The sequence below is a fragment of the Phreatobacter sp. genome, assembly GCF_051860605.1.
Lineage (GTDB): Bacteria > Pseudomonadota > Alphaproteobacteria > Rhizobiales > Phreatobacteraceae > Phreatobacter.
Genome location: NZ_JBHYDR010000004.1, coordinates 171625 through 187559, shown reverse-complemented (window position 1 = coordinate 187559; position 15935 = coordinate 171625). Strand labels below are relative to the sequence as shown.

Sequence of the window (15935 nt, the reverse complement as noted above, 5' to 3'; positions counted from 1 at the left end):
CGTCCCGGGAACGGCCGCGGCAGGTTCGGCAACAACCGGGGCCCCCACGCTGCCAGGATCAGTGCCACCAGAACCGGGCGTGCCCGGTCCAGGTCCACCGAGCATCGCCTCGAGATCGTCGAGGGCGGCACGGTCCTCGGGGGCGAGGTCAGCGGCCGGGCCGTTCACGCTGTCCTCCTGCTGCCGCGAGTCCTTCGAGGTAGCGGTTCCAGATGACGGCATGGTCGCGTCCGAGCTCATACAGATAGTCCCACGAATAGATTCCGGAGGAATGCAGGTCATCGAAGCTCAGCCGAACCGCGTAGTGCCCCACGCGGTCGACACCGATCAGCTTCACGTCCTTCTTGCCCCCAACATAGCGTCGTTCCGATGGCGAGTGGCCCTGCACTTCCGCAGACGGGCTCTCGACGCGCAGATATTCGGCTTCGAGGGCGAAAATATGCCCGTCGTCAAACGTCACCGACAGCCGGCTCCGGTCGGCTGACAGCCTGATTTCCAGCGGCCAGGCATGGTGCCGGCCGGCCGGACTCTCGACGGCGCCGATCTCGGTCATCGCCGTATTCCTTCCGCGATGTCTGGGACGCGATTGGGACAGGATGGGTGACAGGTAGACGGTTCGACGGGGTTGTTCAACGTCCGGAGGATGACGCGGGCCAATTCGTTTCCTACATTCAGGGTCCACAGTGACTGCCGAGGCGTCCGGCGCCAGCGGAACGAGGCCATGTTCGAAAGCTCAGCAAGCGTCCAGCCGGCCCCGATGATCGACCCCTTCGGCCGGACCATCGACTATCTGCGCGTCTCCGTCACGGACCGCTGCGATTTCCGCTGCGTCTATTGCATGGCGGAGAACATGACCTTCCTGCCGAAGCGGGACCTGCTGTCGCTGGAGGAACTGGACCGGCTGTGCAGTGCCTTCGTCGCGCGGGGCGTGCGGCGCCTCAGGATGACGGGCGGCGAGCCTCTGGTCCGAAAGGACGTGATGATGCTGTTCCGCTCGCTCTCGCGGCATCTGGAGAGCGGCGCGCTGGATGAACTGACGGTCACGACCAACGGCTCGCAGCTTGGCCGCCACGCCGCGGATCTGGCGGCGGCCGGGGTGAAGCGCATCAATGTCTCGCTCGACACGCTCGATGCAGACCGGTTCCGCGCCATCACGCGCTGGGGCGACCTTGGCGACGTCATGCGCGGCATCGACGCGGCCCAGGCGGCCGGCCTCCACGTCAAGATCAATGCGGTGGCGCTGAAGGGCGTCAACGAGGACGAGATCGAGACGCTGATCCGCTGGGCGCATGGCCGCGGGATGGACATCTCGTTCATCGAGGTCATGCCGCTGGGCGATATCGAGCCCTCGCGGCTCGACCAGTATCTGCCCCTGTCGATGGTGCGGGCACGCCTGATGGACCGGTTCACGCTGGAGGAGAGCGACCACCGGACCGCCGGCCCGGCCAGGTATGTCAGCGTTCGCGAGACCGGCGGCCGCATCGGCTTCATCACGCCGATGACCCACAATTTCTGCGAAAGCTGCAACCGGGTTCGAATCACCTGCACCGGCACGCTCTACATGTGCCTCGGACAGGAGGATGCCGCCGACCTGCGCGCTCCTCTGCGGGCCTCGGAGGCGAACGACGCGCTTTTCGCCGCGATCGACAGCGCGATCAGCCGAAAGCCGCGTGGTCACGATTTCGTGATCGACCGGCGCTCGAAACGGCCTTCCGTGTCCCGGCACATGAGCATGACCGGTGGATGACAAGATCATTTCGTTCGTACACCAATGATTGAAAGATCATCGAACGGATGCGTTTTGCCGCCCCGAGGCGTGCTTCTGGCGCGGCGCTCCTGCCGCGTTTTGGCCACAATCTGACGGCTTTACCTCACGTCAGATCAGAGGCCGCGTTCCTGCCAGCCTTGTCGCGCAGGCGGCCCCGTCACAGCATCCGCATCATCCAGGCCTCTGGCACCGACGCCATGGGCCCTTCAGCTTTTTCGAGGCCCGCGATGAACCCATCATCCGTGGCGGCGCCCGATCCTTCTTTGGTGAAGGACGCGCTGCGTCGCATCTTCGACTCCTCCTGCCTGCAGGAGGGGTCCCTCCCCGGCAAGGTGCTGGCCTATGTGGTCGACCGGACGCTGGCAGGCGACGGCCGCTCCATCAAGGCCTATACGATCGCGGTGGAAGGGCTCGGCCGCGGCAGCGATTTCGATCCCGACCGCGATTCGACGGTGCGGGTTGCCGCCATGCGTCTGCGCGGTGCGCTCGACCTCTACTACGCGGGGCCGGGGGCGGCCGATCCCCTGAAGATTCGCCTCGTTCCCGGCTCCTACCGGCCGAGTTTCGATCTTGCCGATAGCGAGGAGGACGACGCCAGCCTGCCGGTCGAGGCAGCGCCTGTTGCGACCGGCAGCCGTGTCCCGTCCCTTGCCGCCCTGGTCGAGACCGGGCGCCGGGCCGGCAATGCGGGCAGGTCGACGCGCTGGTGGCTCGCCGCGGTGACCGTGGCGCTGACCATCGACATTCTCGTCACCGCCTCGCTCCTGGCCGCCCAGGTTGCCGGGCGTGGCCGCGAAGCCGCGCCTGCCATGGCGGTGGAGAAGATCGATCCGGCCGATGCCAAGCCGATCCTGTTCACGCTGATCAATGCCGGCATCGAGCGCAGCTTCCGCACTGACAACCCCTGACGCGCCGGCGCCGCCAGACGGCGGCGTCCCTGCCCTGCACGCCGCAGGCTCGACGCGGCAGGCGCGCGCGGCTAGCTGATGGCGAGGGAAGAAACGTCCGGAGCCAGAACCCGTGCCCGCCCATGACGTGATCGTTGCCGGCCTCGGCGCGATGGGATCGGCTGCTGCCATGCAGCTGGCCCGCCGGGGCCTGAACGTGCTCGGGCTGGAGCGGTTCGACATTCCCCATGCCATGGGCTCGTCCCACGGCGTCAATCGAATTATCCGCCTCGCCTATTTCGAGCACCCTGCCTATGTGCCGCTGCTCGAACGGGCCTATGCGCTGTGGCGGGAGACCGAGGCGCGGGCCGGCGAGCAGCTCCTGCATATCACCGGCGGCATCGATGCCGGGGCGCCCGGCGGCCGGGTGGTCTCCGGCTCGCTGGCCGCCTGCCGGCAGCACGGCCTTGCCCATGAGGTGATGGATGCGGCCGAAACCGCCCGGCGGTTTCCGGCCTACCGCCTGCCGGACGACCATATCGCCGTGTTCCAGCCCGATGCCGGATTCGTCATGAGCGAGCATGCGATCGTTGCACAGGCGGATCAGGCGATGGCCGCCGGGGCGGATCTGCGGGCGCGCGAGCCGGTGCTCTCCTGGGAGACGACGGCGGGCGGCGGGGTCCGCGTCACGACGCCGAAGGGCAGCTACGAGGCCGGTCGCCTGATCCTGTCCACGGGCGCCTGGATCGCCGATCACGTTCCGGCGCTGGCGGGCCTTGCCGTGCCCGAGCGGCAGGTTCTCGGCTGGTTCCGGCCGAAGGTGCCGGAGCGGTTCGCGCCCGGTGCCTTTCCGGTCTCGATCGTCGAGACCCGCCTCGGCTCCTGCTACCAGTTCCCGGTTTTCGGCGTGCCCGGCTTCAAGATCGGCCTCTACAACCACCTGAAGGAACAGGGGCCGGCCGACAGCCTGTCGCGCGAGCCGACGCCGCGCGACGAGGCGGCGCTGCGGGCCGTCATGCGCGAGGTCTTTCCCGATGCCGACGGGCCGGTGATGGCGCTCAGGACCTGCCTGTTCACCAACACGCCCGACGAGCATTTCGTCATCGACACGCTGCCGGACTGCCCCCAGGTGATCGTCGCCTCGCCCTGTTCGGGCCACGGCTTCAAGTTCGCCAGCGTCATCGGCGAGATCCTCGCCGACATGGCCACCGGAACGGCGCCGCGCCACGACCTTGGCCTGTTCCGCCTCGGCCGCTTCGCCGATGCCGGCCGGACGGTCGGCCCATGACCCCCCTGTCCCTGCCCGAATCCAGCGAAGCGGCAAACCGCCGTGGCATCATCGCCATGTGCACGGCCATGGCCTGCTTCAATGCCAACGACACGCTGATCAAGCTGGTCGCCGCCGAACTGCCCTCCGGACAGATCATTGCCATCCGCGGCCTGTTCGCGGCCGTGCTGGTCTATGGCTGGCTGGTGGCCGGCGGCCATGCCGGCGACATCCGCAAGGCGCTGTCGCCGCTGGTGGCGACCCGTGCCGGGCTCGAGGCGCTGGTCGCCTTCCTGTTCATCTCGGCCATCGCCTTCATCCCGATCGCCGACATCACGGCGATCTTCCTTCTGACGCCGCTGATCATCACCGCGCTGTCCGGACCGATCCTGAAGGAGCAGGTCGGCTGGCGCCGCTGGTCGGCGGTGGCGGCCGGCTTCATCGGCATGCTTCTGGTGGTCAAGCCCGGCGGTGCCGGCTTCGTGGCGGGCGCCGCCACGCTGATGGCGCTCGGCAGCGTGCTGCTCTGCGCGACGCGCGATCTCGTCACGCGCTTCATCGACCACCAGGTGCCGACCATCGTCATCACCTTCTCGACCTGCGTCGCGGTCGGCCTGTTCGGCGCGGCCATGATCCCGGTCCAGGGCTGGGTGACGCCCACCCTCTGGCAGGTGTTCCTGCTGTTCGCCGCCTCGACGGTGCTGGTGATCGGCAACCACGCGATGATCCTCGCCTTCCGCGGCGTGGAGGTCTCGCTGGTCTCGCCGTTCCGCTACAGCGTGATGCTCTGGGCGATCCTGTCGGGCATCTTCGTGTTCGGCGAGTGGCCGGATGCGGCGAGCTGGCTCGGCATCGGCTGCATCGTGGGAGCGGGTCTCTACACGCTGCACCGCGAGCGGGTCCGGATGCGCCAGCGCGACCGCAAGACCGAGGCGGCCAGCACCATTCCCTGACCGGCGGGACGGAACGAAACACCCGCCCGGCGAGCCGAAATCGGCTCCTTCGTTGCGCCACGCCCGGTCCGGCCGTTGCGTTCGTGACTTTGACTATTGTGCGGCGCCCACCTGTGGCATAGACAGACGCGTTCCGTGAGCCGCCCTTGCAAGAGGCGGCAGCGGCAGGAGCGGGAAGGGGATGGCCGGAACACTGCGTGACGGCCGCGGGAGCGCCGCGGGAAACCGCACGCCCGCATTCCATGAACAAGCCTGCTCCATGACCACTTTCGCCGATTCCGCGAGGAACCCGGCGTCCGTGTAGCGAGGGAGCCAGACGGTGGAATTTTTCTGGTGGCCGAGTCTTCGGGCGCTGCTGTTCCTCAGCAGGGCGATCGACGCCCTGAACACCTTCATCGGCAGGACAGTCAGCTGGCTGATCCTGGTGGCGGTGGTGATCTCCGCGGGCAACGCGGTGGTGCGAAAGGTGCTGTCCACCTCGTCGAATGCCTGGCTGGAGCTCCAGTGGTACCTGTTCGGAGCGGTGTTCCTGCTGGCCGCGGCCTGGACGCTGATCTGCAACGAGCATATCCGCATCGACGTCGTGAGCAGCCGGTTTCCCAGGCGCTTGCGCAACTGGATCGAGATCCTCGGCCACACGCTGTTCCTCCTGCCCTTCTGCATTCTGCTGCTGATCGACAGCTGGCCCTTCTTCCTGAAGTCCTATCTGCAGAACGAGCAGTCGATGAACGCGGGCGGCCTGGTGGTCTGGCCGGCCAAGCTGCTGGTCGTGGTCGGGTTCGCCCTGCTGTTCCTCCAGGGTATCAGCGAGCTGATCAAGCGGATCGCGATCATGCGCGGGCTCATCCCCGACCCCCACGCTGACAGTTTCCACGAGCAGGTCGAGGCTCAGACGGCCCGCCCGTTCGAGCCCGCCACGACCGGCGGCACCGCCAACCGGGCCAAGCCGTAAGCGCCCTGGAGATCCCTTGTGAACCTTCGCCGCCCCCTCCTCGGCGCCCTGGTTGCCGGCGCCGCCACCTTCGTCCTGCTGCTCCTGTTCTCGGGCACGGCAGAGGCTGCCACGGTTGGCGGCCTTGGCGGCTTCGTCCGCGAACACATGGCACCGATCATGTTCGTTGTGCTGGTGGCCTTCCTGATCCTCGGCTACCCGGTTGCCTTCGCACTGGCCGCCAACGGGCTGTTCTTCGCCATCATCGGCATCCAACTCGACCTGTTCGTGCCGAATTTCCTGCAGGCGCTGCCCGAGCGCATCTTCGGAACGATGAACAACGAGACGCTGCTGGCGATCCCGTTCTTCACATTCATGGGCATGATCCTCGAGCGCTCAGGCATGGCCGAGGACCTTCTGGACACGATCGGACAGCTGTTCGGCACCGTTCGGGGCGGGCTTGCCTATGCGGTCATCTTCGTCGGCGCGCTGCTCGCCGCCACCACCGGCGTGGTCGCCGCCTCGGTCATCTCGATGGGCCTGATCTCGCTGCCGATCATGCTGCGCTACGGCTATGACCGCCGCCTGGCGAGCGGCGCCATCGTCGCCTCCGGCACGCTTGCGCAGATCATCCCGCCGTCGATCGTCCTGATCGTGATGGCCGACCAGCTCGGCCGTTCGGTCGGCGACATGTACCAGGGAGCCTTCCTCCCCGGGCTGATCCTGACGCTGATGTATGCGACCTGGGTCTTCATCGTCTCCCTGATCAACCCGAAGGCCGTGCCGGGCCTGCCCGCGGCGGATGTCGGCTTCCGCGAGCCGGATGGCGCGCGCGGCGTCGGCCAGCTCGGCATCCTGACCCTGTTTTCCGGCCTCGTCGCCTATCACGTCATGAGCCAGACCGGCGTTGCCGGCGCTGCGGATTTCGTCGTCCTGACGCTGTCCGTGACCGTGATGGTGGCGTTCCTGTGCGCCCTCCTGAACCGCTGGTTCGGCGCCAGGTACTGGTACGTGACCTTCATCGCCACGATCGTGTTCGGCTTCGGGTGGTACTACCTGCGCGATTCCGCCCAGCCCGTTCTGGCCGTGAGTTCGGAGGCGATCGCTTTCGGCAGCCTCTATGCGCTGGTCGCCGGCCTCCTCGAGCGGTTCGGCGACAGGAGGCTCATTTCGAACATCGCCGAGCAGGTGACCTTCGTGATGGTTCCGCCGCTGGCGCTCATCTTCCTGGTGCTCGGCACGATCTTCATCGGCGTTGCCACGCCGACCGAGGGTGGCGCCATGGGCGCGGTCGGCGCGCTGATGCTCGCCGGCGTGAAGCGCTATCTCACGGGCGAGCAGCGCCGGTTCAACTTCAGCATCGTGCGGCAGGCGGTGGAATCGACGGCGAAACTGTCGGCCTTCGTGCTGTTCATCCTGGTCGGCGCCCGCGTCTTCGGACTGACCTTCTATGGCGTCAACGGCCATGTCTGGGTCGAGCACCTGCTGACCTCGCTGCCGGGCGGCGTGATGGGCTTCCTGATCGTGGTGAACCTCGTCGTGTTCATCCTCGGCTTCTTCCTGGATTTCTTCGAGCTTGCCTTCATCATCGTGCCGCTGATGGGGCCGGCCGCCGAGAAGCTGGGCATCGACCTGATCTGGTTCGGGGTCATCCTCTCGGTGAACATGCAGACGTCGTTCCTGACGCCGCCCTTCGGCTTTGCGCTGTTCTACCTGCGATCGGTGGCGCCGAAAGTGCCCTATATCGACAAGGTGACCGGCAAGACCATGGAACCGATCACCACGATCCAGATCTATCGGGGATCGGTGCCGTTCGTGGCCATCCAGTGCGTCATGGTCGCGCTGGTGATCTCGTTCCCGCAGCTGGTGCTGCACTACAAGCCGACCGGCCCCCAGGTCGATCCGGCCAGCATCGACATCCGCATCGACCTGCCGGGCCTCGGCGGCGGATTGCCGGGGCTCGACGCGCCCGGCGGCGGGCTGCCGGGCCTTGGTGCTCCGCCCGGCCTCGGCGGGCCGCCTCCGGGGCTGGGTGGCCCTCCTCCCGGACTGGGCGGACCGCCCCCGGGCCTTGAGCCCCCGCCCGCGCCGCGCAACTGATCCGGACGACGCGCCTCCTTTCGTGGCGGCGCGTTGCTTTTCGGCCATAGACCGCGACCGCCGCGCACGCCAGAATTGCGCCGAGGACTGGAACCATGCTCGCGTCGCTGACCCCTCTCGCCCGCATCGCGGCCGTTGCTCTCGCGCTGACGCTCGTCGGCGGCTGCGCGACGCGTGAGCGCCTGCCGGCAGCCAGCCGCGCGCAGGCACTGGAAACCGCCTATCTCGGCATTCCCAACGCGCGGTTCTCTCTCAACTCGGATGTCGAGACGCTCGGCCAGATCTATCTGGAGGCCGCGGCCCGGCGCCGCGCCGCCGGCGTGTCGGGCACGGAGCACATGCTCGCCATCTCCGGAGGCGGCGAGAACGGAGCTTTTGGTGCCGGCCTGCTCAACGGCTGGACCGAGCGCGGCGACCGCCCGCAATTCTGGCTGGTCACCGGCGTCTCGACCGGGGCGCTGTCGGCCCCCTTCGCCTTTCTCGGCAGCCGCTATGATCGCGAGCTGCAAGCCGTCTACACGACGGTCCACCGCCAGGACATCGGAACGCTTCTGCCGATCCCGGCCATCCTCTCCGGCGATTCGGTGGCGGACAGCAGCCCTCTCGCCAATCTGATCGCGAGCCACCTGACGCCGGACATGATCGAGGAGATCGGCCGGGAATACCGGCGCGGCCGGCTCCTGTTCATCGGAACCACCAATCTCGACCTCGGCCAGCCGATCGCCTGGAACATCGGGGCCATTGCCGCCAGCGGCCATCCGGCGCGGGTGGAGACGATCCGGCGCATCCTGCTGGCATCGGCCTCCATTCCCGGCGCCTTCCCCCCCGTCATGGTGGACATTCCGACACCCGACGGCCCGCGCCACGAGATGCATGTGGATGGCGGCGCCACGACGCAGGTCTTCCTCTACCCGGCCAATGCCCCCACCCGGAATGCGCCGGCCATCATCCGCAACCAGCGCCGCGTTGCCTGGATCATCCGCAACGGCCGCACGCAGGAACTGCCGCAGGAGACCCGGCGCGGCCTTCTGCCGATCGCCTCGCGGTCCATCTCCACCATGATCACGGCCAATGGCATGGGCGACATCTACCGGATGTATGTCGTGACCCGGCGGGACAATGTCGATTTCAATCTCGCCTATATTTCCAGCCGCTTCACCGTTCCATACGAGCGCCCGTTCGATCCGCCCTACATGAACGCGCTCTACGAATTCGGCCGGCAGCAGGCCCTGGAGCGCCAGCCCTGGCTGAAGCGCCCGCCCGGCTACGCCCCCTGATGCGACCTTAGCCGCCAGCCGAAACCGCCCTCGCCTTCTGCGTCGGGACGTGGGCCGGCGGTTGCACGGCCTGCGCTGCAAGGCTTCCGATCCAGGTCTCCCCTGCCCCCTCAAGGCCCACCGGCGGCCGCGCAAACGAAAAGCCCGGCGGATCGCTCCGCCGGGCCTGGCCCTCTGGAAAGGGTCTCGTTTATTCGTGGTGTCGTCGGCGTGTCGTCAGCCGCGCGCGCGGGCGCGGATCATGAAGGTGTCGTAGGTGTATTCGGCCACCTGCCACCACAGATACTGCTCGCCGCGGAAGGCGGTGTGGTGGTCGAGGATCTTCTTGAAGTCGGCGTTCTGGGCCGACGTCTCGGCATTCACCTCGTTCGACGCCTTGAAGCAGGCCTCGAGAACCTCGAGAGAGAACGGCCGGAGCTGCGTGCCCTGGGCGACCAGCTGGCGCAGGGCGGCCGGGTTCTGGGCGTCGTACTTGGCCTGCATCCAGGTGTTGGCCTGGTGCGAAGCGTTGAACAGCACCGCCTTGTACGAGGCCGGAAGGGCGTTGTACTTGGTGATGTTGAACATGTTGTGCAGCATCGCGCCGCCTTCCCACCAGCCGGGATAGTAGTAGAACGGCGCCACCTTGTTGAAGCCGAGCTTCTGGTCGTCATAGGGACCGACCCACTCGGCAGCGTCGATGGTGCCCTTCTCCAGCGAGGGATAGATGTCGCCGCCGGCGACCTGCTGCGGCACGACGCCGAGCTTCTGCATGGTGCGGCCGGCAAAGCCGCCGATGCGCATCTTCAGGCCGTTCATGTCGGCGGCGGTCTTGATCTCCTTGCGGAACCAGCCGCCCATCTGGCAGCCCGTATTGCCGGCCGGAACCGCATAGATGTTGTGCTTGGCATAGAAGGCGTTCATCAGCTCCATGCCACCGCCCAGATACTGCCAGGCGTCCTGCTGACGCGAGTTCAGGCCGAAGGGCACAGCGGTTCCGAAGGCGAAGGTCGGGTCGATGCCGACGTAGTAGTAGGAAGCCGTGTGGCAGGCCTCCACGGTGCCGTCACGCACCGCCTGCATGGCCTGCAGACCGGGGACGATCTCGCCCGCTGCGAAGACCTGGATCTGGAAGCGGTTGTCGGTCATTTCCGCAACCGCCTTCGAGAACACCTCGGCAGCGCCGTAGATGGTGTCGAGCGACTTCGGGAACGACGAGGTCAGACGCCACCTCACTTCGGGTGCGGTCTGCGCAACCGCAGGCGCGGCAATGGCGGTGGCAGCGGCGGCAACCGTGGCCGTTTTGATGAAAGCGCGGCGCTCCATGAGCAGCATTCTCCCTCTAAGAGACGAAAAACCTTGGCGGTTCCGTTCGGAACTCGTTGGCGCGGACACAATCACAATTCACAGACGCATGCCAGCCTTGCCGATCAGGGCGGGGCGGTTTTTTGCATAGATACGGTTTTATACGTAAGCGACGCCATGCTGTCTTCGGGGCGCTCAATCCGGGGCTTGACCTCGCCCGCCGGCCGGGGAAGGTAGCCTCCCTTCCTCAACCCGCAGTGGAGCGTTCCGGCATGGCGAAAGTCGCTTTTCTCGGCCTCGGCGTCATGGGCTATCCCATGGCCGGGCACCTCAAGGCCAAGGGCGGTCATGACCTGACCGTCTACAACCGGACCTTCGCCAAGGCCGAGGCCTGGGCAGGCCAGCACGGCGGAACGCCGGCGCGCACGCCGAGGGAGGCCGCCGCGGGGCAGGACTTCGTGTTCGCCTGCGTGGGCAATGACGACGACCTCCGGCAGGTCACAATCGGTCCGGACGGTGCCTTCCAGGCCATGGCGTCAGGCTCCGTCTTCATCGACAACACCACCGCCTCGGCGGACGTCGCCCGCGAGCTTCAGGCGGTCGCGGCGGAGCGTGGCATCGGCTTCATCGACGCGCCCGTGTCGGGTGGCCAGGCCGGCGCCGAGAATGGTGTGCTGACCGTCATGTGCGGCGGCACGGAGGCGGATTTTGCCCGCGCCGAACCAGTAATCATGGCCTTTGCCCGCGCCTGCCAGCGCCTCGGCGGCCCCGGCGCCGGCCAGCTTGCCAAGATGGTCAACCAGATCTGCATCGCGGGCCTGGTGCAGGGCCTGTCCGAGGGCCTGCATTTCGCCAGGAAGGCCGGGCTCGACATCGAGCAGCTCGTCGACGTGATCTCCAAGGGTGCCGCCGGTTCGTGGCAGATGGAGAACCGCCACAAGACCATGAACCAGGACAAGTTCGACTTCGGCTTTGCCGTCGACTGGATGCGCAAGGATCTCGGCATCTGCCTCGCCGAGGCCCGCCGCAACGGCTCCACGCTGCCCGTCACGGCCCTGGTCGACCAGTTCTATGGCGAGGTGCAGGGCATGGGCGGCGGACGCTGGGATACGTCCAGCCTGTTCGCCCGGCTCGAGCGGAAATAGGGCGCACTGCCCGCGTGAAACGGACGGGGCCGCGGCTGATGCCGCGGCCCTTTTTGTTGACCGGTCGCTCCGTCAGGGGTGACGGCGCGGATCGCGCTGCTGCGGTCGCTGCTGGATCTGCGGGCGCTGCTGGATCTGCGGGCGGGAGCCGCCTTGCCCGGCGCCAAAGCCGGGGCGCGAGCCACCCTGGCCGACACCCGGTCGGGAACCACCCTGACCGAAGCCGGGACGCGGGCCCCCCTGGCCCTGACCGAAGCCGGGACGCGGCCCCCCCTGGCCCTGACCGAAGCCGGGGCGCTGGCCCTGGCCGACGCCCGGTCGGGGACCACCCTGACCGGGGCCGAAGCCGGGACGCGGGCCACCGGGCAGCACGGCGCCGCCGGGCGCTCCGGGAAGCGGCCGGCCGACGCCTGCGCCGGGACCGCCGGGCATGCCCGGTCCACCGGGACGGCCCATTCCCGGACCACCGGGAAAGCCCGGCCTGCCGGGGCCGGGCCGCGTGAAGCCACCGCCGGGTCCGGGCCGCGGACGGATCACGACCGGATCCCGGCGCGGCCGGACAATGCGCGGAATGATGACCGGTGCTGCGATGAGGGCCGCGGCCCCCACCAGCGGCAGCACGCCCCATGTGGGCGGCGGCGGCGGCGGCAGGACATAGACCGGTGCCACCGGCGGCCCGAGATAGGACGGGGCGACGATCACCACGTTGTCGTAATAGGACGGCGGCGGATCCTCCCAATAGTCGGGCTCATAGACGACCTCGACCTCGGGCAGCGGCGGCGGAATGTCGTCATAGATCACCTCGTCGAAGTCCGAGGGCGGCGCGACCGGCGCCGACAGGCGGGCGAGCCGCAGCCGCGCCTCGCCGGCATGGGGGCCGCGCGGATAGGTGCGCAGATAGGTCCAGTAGGCTCTCGGCGTGCCGTTGCGCACGGTCCGGCGCCAGACCAGCGCCTCGCGCCGGGCGGCCAGCAGGCGCTTGACGCGCTGGGCCAGCGGGTCCGCGGGATAAATCCTCAGGAAGGCCTGATAGCCCTCGATCGTGTCGCGCTCGATGGCCAGCGCATAGGCTTCCTGCGGCGACAGGCCGTCCATCGGACGCTCGGCGGCGGGCGGGGGCGGCGGCGGGACCGAGCCCGTGGCCGGCTCCTCGCCGGCATTCAGGACCGGAACAGGCGGCGCAAGGCTCGCGACCTCCCACGGCGTATCCCGGCCATTCGTCAGCTGGTGGACGCGCAGGCGTGCCCGCGCAACGGCCTGGTCGACCGGCAGGCCCGGAGTGCTCAGCTGCTCGGCCAGCGCGGTGGCGAAATGGCCGTAGGCCGCGTCGTTGGGAGCCGAGACCATGCCGGGCGCGGCGGCCGAGGCAATGAGAAGGCCCGGCGCGCCCTCGAGGATGCCGATGCCGGGCCGCACGGGTTCACCGACCTCGGCGTAGGGATGCTGGCGCGAGACGTCGAGAAGAACCAGTTTGGCGCGAGCCGGAACCGCGGCCAGAGCGCGCACGATGTCGTTCAGGCGCACGCCGGCGATCGGGACGTCGCTCTCGCGCTCGACGGCCGCGTCCGACGGTAGCAGGTAGCTGTCGCTCTCATGCTGGACGCCGAGGCCCGAGAGGTAGATGACGGCGACGGCATCGGGACCGGCCTCGCGGACCTGGGCCACGAAATTGCCGATCGCCTGACGCAGTTCGGCCTGCTGGAGATCGGCCCCCTCCACGGTCGAGAAGCCGAGGTCGCGCAGCGTGCGCGCCATCAGCCCCGCATCGTTCAGGGCCGTCGGCATGGGATTGGTCTGATAGGCCCCGATCCCGAGCACCAGCGCAAGGCGCGTCTCGGTCTGGGCATGGGCCGATGCGGCCAGCAGGATCGAGGCGGCGAGAGCCCCGAGAATGCGACGGATCATGCAAAATTCTCCTGGCCGACGGTCAGACGATAGGGTGCGGCAAGACTGCCATCGAAATAAGGCAAGCTCGGAACTATCTGCGGCAGATCATGCCCGATTGTCCCGGCGCGGATCAAACCCGTCTCCCGAGCGAAGCCCGCATGGCTGGCAGCAATTCGGCCTCGAACCAGGAATGTCGCCGCAGCCAGCCGTTGTTGCGCCAGGAGGGATGGGGCAGCACGAAGACGCGCGGTGAGCGCGACGCCTCGGCGATGGCGCGCCAGTTGGCGACCGTCTGGGTGAGCGTGGGCGCCAGAAGGGCCCGCAGCCCCAGACGGTCGAGGTGCCAGGCCTGAGCGGGGGCTCCGATCGCCAGAACGACCTCGATCTGCGGCATCGCCGCCATCACGCGGGCATGCCAGGCGAGCCGGCATTCGCGGCGGGGAGGCAAATCGCCGCCGTGCCGGTCGTGGCCGGGAAAGCAGAAGCCCATCGGCACGATGGCGATACGGCTCCGGTCGTAGAAGGTCTCGGGACCGACGCCCATCCAGGTGCGTAACCGGTCTCCGGAGGGGTCGGTGAAGGGCAGGCCCGAGGCATGGACGCGGGTTCCCGGCGCCTGGCCTGCAACCAGGATCCGCGCCGTCGCGGACGCCCGCACCACCGGCCGTGGCTCATGCGGAAGCGGCCGGCCGAGCGGCGTCTCGACGCAGATCCGGCAGGCTGCGATATCGCGTTCCAGCGCCGCCAGGGGTCCATCCGCCGGCACCGCATCGGGGCCGGGCAGGGTCAGGCCCGCACGCTCGGCCGCGCGGAAACGCCGGCATGCCAGCGCTTCAGTTCGACGAGGTCATCGGGGATCGGCACCCGCGTCGGGCGGATGAAGTCGACGCCGATCAGCCCGGTGATGTCAGCATTGGTAAACCTGTCGCAGCAGATGAATTCGCGCCCCTTGAGGTGCCGGTCGAGGAAGGTGAGTTCGGTGACGATGCGGTCGCGATTCGCCTCGCCCCATTCCTTCACCTGCGGCACCTCCATGGCTGCCATCGCCGGGTGGAGGTGGCGGAAGGCGGAGGCGATGGTCGCCAGCAGGTTCAGTTCCATCCGCCGGCTCCACATCTCGATCTGGCCGATCTCCAGCGGCGTGCGGCCGAACAGGTTCGGCTCGGGCTGGAGGGCCTCGAGGTAGCGGCAGATTGCCACGGACTCGGTGATGACCGTGCCGTCCTCCAGTTCCAGCGCCGGAGTGCGCTGCCGCGGATTGACGGCACTGAAGGTCTCGCTCTTCTGCTCCATCTTGCCGAGGTCGATGGCCACGGACGGGATTTCGATGCCCTTCTCGGCCATGAACACCCTGACGCGGCGCGGATTGGGGGCAAGCGGGGTGTCGTAGAACTTCATCGCGTCGAATGGCATGGCGGTTCTCCCGGCGGCCTGTTGACAGCCTTTCGTGTAACCGCACCATGCCGGGAGAGACCGGTCAAGCCGGCCGGGCGGCGGACCGGCTGCGCACCGCCCCTCCGGAAAATGCCTGATGCCCCGCGGGTTGAATCTCCCACACACTGCGACCTGCTACGCGTTCATCCGGACGTCGAGGGGGAGATGAACCGGTCCCAGTTCATGGTCGACATCACCACGGCCATCGACCAGGCCAAGCGCCCGGACGACCTGCTCGCGGTTCTCGCCCGGGCGGGCGCGGATTGCGGTTTCGACCGTGCCTGCGGAATCACCGCGCTGCCCACCCGCACCAGCCTTCTGCCCAGCTACACCTTCGTGCACAAATGGCCTGCCGGCTGGCACGAACGCTATCTGGAGCGTGAATATCTGGCGGTCGACCCCATCATCCAGCGCATCCGCCGCTCGCAGGTGCCGTTCCAGTGGCGCGACGTGCGCTGCGAGCGGGACCAGCAGTCCGACGCCTGGGACATGATGATGGAGGCGACCGAGTTCCGCCTGTCGACCGGCTTCAACGTGCCCGTCCAGACGGTCAGCGGCGAGGTCGGCACCGTCATGTTCGGCGGCGACCGCTACGACGCCGACCCGGCCATGCTCAAGGCGCTGATCGTCATCGGCATCTACGCCCACATCCGCGCCATGGAGATGATGGGCGAGCGGCCCAACGCGCGGACATGGGAGCACAAGCTGTCACGCCGCGAACTGGAAGTCCTGAAGTGGTCGTCCCACGGAAAGAACTCGCAGCAGATCGCGGACCGCCTGAATATTTCACTACCTACGGTAGAAACGCATCTGGCAAATACATACAGAAAGCTGAAAGCCTCGAACAAGGTTGAGGCGGTGGCGATCGCCCTGCGCAACGGCTTCATCGACTGACCCCACTCAACTTGCGTTTTTCCGGGACCCTCATGGTTTCCCATGATGGGCGCCTTGCCATGACCGCACGAAGCTACCTCCCACGCGCATCCCGCGCGTGGGGGATAG

The 15935-nt window shown here is 67.9% G+C and carries 14 protein-coding genes; 9 read left to right on the top strand and 5 right to left on the bottom strand.

The genetic code is table 11. The features are described 5' to 3' along the window. Positions 1–148: 148 nt before the first annotated feature. Positions 149–553, bottom strand: a complete 405-nt coding sequence (locus tag ACTIFS_RS08765; protein ID WP_439573696.1) for a gamma-butyrobetaine hydroxylase-like domain-containing protein — start codon at positions 551–553, stop codon at positions 149–151. 168 nt (positions 554–721) lie between these two features. Here ACTIFS_RS08765 and moaA point away from each other — a divergent pair, with 168 nt between their 5' ends. From moaA to ACTIFS_RS08730, 7 genes are all read left to right on the top strand, one after another. After that, the gene (gene moaA / locus ACTIFS_RS08760; protein WP_439573695.1) at positions 722–1747 is read left to right on the top strand and encodes a GTP 3',8-cyclase MoaA; all 1026 of its coding nucleotides are present in this window, start codon (positions 722–724) and stop codon (positions 1745–1747) included. Between the two features lie 248 nt (positions 1748–1995). Beyond that, a complete protein-coding gene (locus tag ACTIFS_RS08755) occupies positions 1996–2676 on the top strand; it encodes a hypothetical protein (RefSeq protein WP_439573694.1) in 681 nt (226 codons plus the stop codon). A gap of 112 nt (positions 2677–2788) precedes the next feature. Next, complete coding sequence (solA, locus tag ACTIFS_RS08750; protein ID WP_439573693.1) at positions 2789–3943, top strand: N-methyl-L-tryptophan oxidase; 1155 nt, start codon at positions 2789–2791, stop codon at positions 3941–3943. Continuing rightward, positions 3940–4875, top strand: coding sequence for a DMT family transporter (locus ACTIFS_RS08745; RefSeq protein ID WP_439573692.1), 936 nt, complete (start codon positions 3940–3942; stop codon positions 4873–4875). Before solA ends, ACTIFS_RS08745 begins: the two co-directional genes overlap by 4 nt. 319 nt (positions 4876–5194) lie before the next feature. Beyond that, a complete protein-coding gene (locus ACTIFS_RS08740; protein ID WP_439573691.1) occupies positions 5195–5827 on the top strand; it encodes a TRAP transporter small permease subunit in 633 nt (210 codons plus the stop codon). A gap of 147 nt (positions 5828–5974) precedes the next feature. Continuing rightward, positions 5975–7906, top strand: coding sequence for a TRAP transporter large permease (locus tag ACTIFS_RS08735; RefSeq protein WP_439573906.1), 1932 nt, complete (start codon positions 5975–5977; stop codon positions 7904–7906). 95 nt (positions 7907–8001) lie between these two features. Then, on the top strand, positions 8002–9183 hold the full coding sequence (locus ACTIFS_RS08730) for a patatin-like phospholipase family protein (RefSeq protein ID WP_439573690.1): 1182 nt from the start codon (positions 8002–8004) through the stop codon (positions 9181–9183). A 216-nt stretch (positions 9184–9399) separates the two neighbouring features. Here the strand turns inward: ACTIFS_RS08730 and ACTIFS_RS08725 are convergent, their stop codons facing one another. Continuing rightward, positions 9400–10488: a TRAP transporter substrate-binding protein gene (locus tag ACTIFS_RS08725; RefSeq protein ID WP_439573689.1), complete on the bottom strand. Its 1089-nt coding sequence runs from the start codon at positions 10486–10488 to the stop codon at positions 9400–9402. 251 nt (positions 10489–10739) lie between these two features. On the opposite strand from ACTIFS_RS08725, the gene ACTIFS_RS08720 reads away from it, so the two are divergent. Further along, complete coding sequence (locus ACTIFS_RS08720; RefSeq protein WP_439573688.1) at positions 10740–11612, top strand: NAD(P)-dependent oxidoreductase; 873 nt, start codon at positions 10740–10742, stop codon at positions 11610–11612. A 72-nt stretch (positions 11613–11684) separates the two neighbouring features. Here the strand turns inward: ACTIFS_RS08720 and ACTIFS_RS08715 are convergent, their stop codons facing one another. The 3 genes from ACTIFS_RS08715 to ACTIFS_RS08705 form a co-directional block, all read right to left on the bottom strand. Continuing rightward, positions 11685–13517: a caspase family protein gene (locus ACTIFS_RS08715; protein WP_439573687.1), complete on the bottom strand. Its 1833-nt coding sequence runs from the start codon at positions 13515–13517 to the stop codon at positions 11685–11687. Positions 13518–13629: 112 nt separating this feature from the next. Next, positions 13630–14265 carry a uracil-DNA glycosylase family protein gene (locus ACTIFS_RS08710; protein WP_439573686.1) on the bottom strand — a complete coding sequence of 212 codons (636 nt, stop codon included), beginning with the start codon at positions 14263–14265 and terminating at the stop codon, positions 13630–13632. A 20-nt stretch (positions 14266–14285) separates the two neighbouring features. Next, positions 14286–14897 carry a glutathione S-transferase family protein gene (locus tag ACTIFS_RS08705; RefSeq protein WP_439573905.1) on the bottom strand — a complete coding sequence of 204 codons (612 nt, stop codon included), beginning with the start codon at positions 14895–14897 and terminating at the stop codon, positions 14286–14288. A gap of 201 nt (positions 14898–15098) precedes the next feature. Here ACTIFS_RS08705 and ACTIFS_RS08700 point away from each other — a divergent pair, with 201 nt between their 5' ends. After that, the gene (locus ACTIFS_RS08700; protein WP_439573685.1) at positions 15099–15827 is read left to right on the top strand and encodes a helix-turn-helix transcriptional regulator; all 729 of its coding nucleotides are present in this window, start codon (positions 15099–15101) and stop codon (positions 15825–15827) included. The last annotated feature ends 108 nt before the right edge of the window (positions 15828–15935 follow it).

Coding starts and splice junctions, on each gene's coding strand:
- ACTIFS_RS08725 (WP_439573689.1), bottom strand. CDS start 10,488: ATGGAGCGCCGCGCTTTCATCAAAACGGCCACGGTTGCCGCCGCTGCC.
- ACTIFS_RS08720 (WP_439573688.1), top strand. CDS start 10,740: ATGGCGAAAGTCGCTTTTCTCGGCCTCGGCGTCATGGGCTATCCCATG.
- ACTIFS_RS08745 (WP_439573692.1), top strand. CDS start 3,940: ATGACCCCCCTGTCCCTGCCCGAATCCAGCGAAGCGGCAAACCGCCGT.
- ACTIFS_RS08735 (WP_439573906.1), top strand. CDS start 5,975: ATGGCACCGATCATGTTCGTTGTGCTGGTGGCCTTCCTGATCCTCGGC.
- ACTIFS_RS08730 (WP_439573690.1), top strand. CDS start 8,002: ATGCTCGCGTCGCTGACCCCTCTCGCCCGCATCGCGGCCGTTGCTCTC.
- moaA (WP_439573695.1), top strand. CDS start 722: ATGTTCGAAAGCTCAGCAAGCGTCCAGCCGGCCCCGATGATCGACCCC.
- ACTIFS_RS08755 (WP_439573694.1), top strand. CDS start 1,996: ATGAACCCATCATCCGTGGCGGCGCCCGATCCTTCTTTGGTGAAGGAC.
- ACTIFS_RS08700 (WP_439573685.1), top strand. CDS start 15,099: ATGAACCGGTCCCAGTTCATGGTCGACATCACCACGGCCATCGACCAG.
- ACTIFS_RS08715 (WP_439573687.1), bottom strand. CDS start 13,517: ATGATCCGTCGCATTCTCGGGGCTCTCGCCGCCTCGATCCTGCTGGCC.
- ACTIFS_RS08705 (WP_439573905.1), bottom strand. CDS start 14,897: ATGAAGTTCTACGACACCCCGCTTGCCCCCAATCCGCGCCGCGTCAGG.
- ACTIFS_RS08765 (WP_439573696.1), bottom strand. CDS start 553: ATGACCGAGATCGGCGCCGTCGAGAGTCCGGCCGGCCGGCACCATGCC.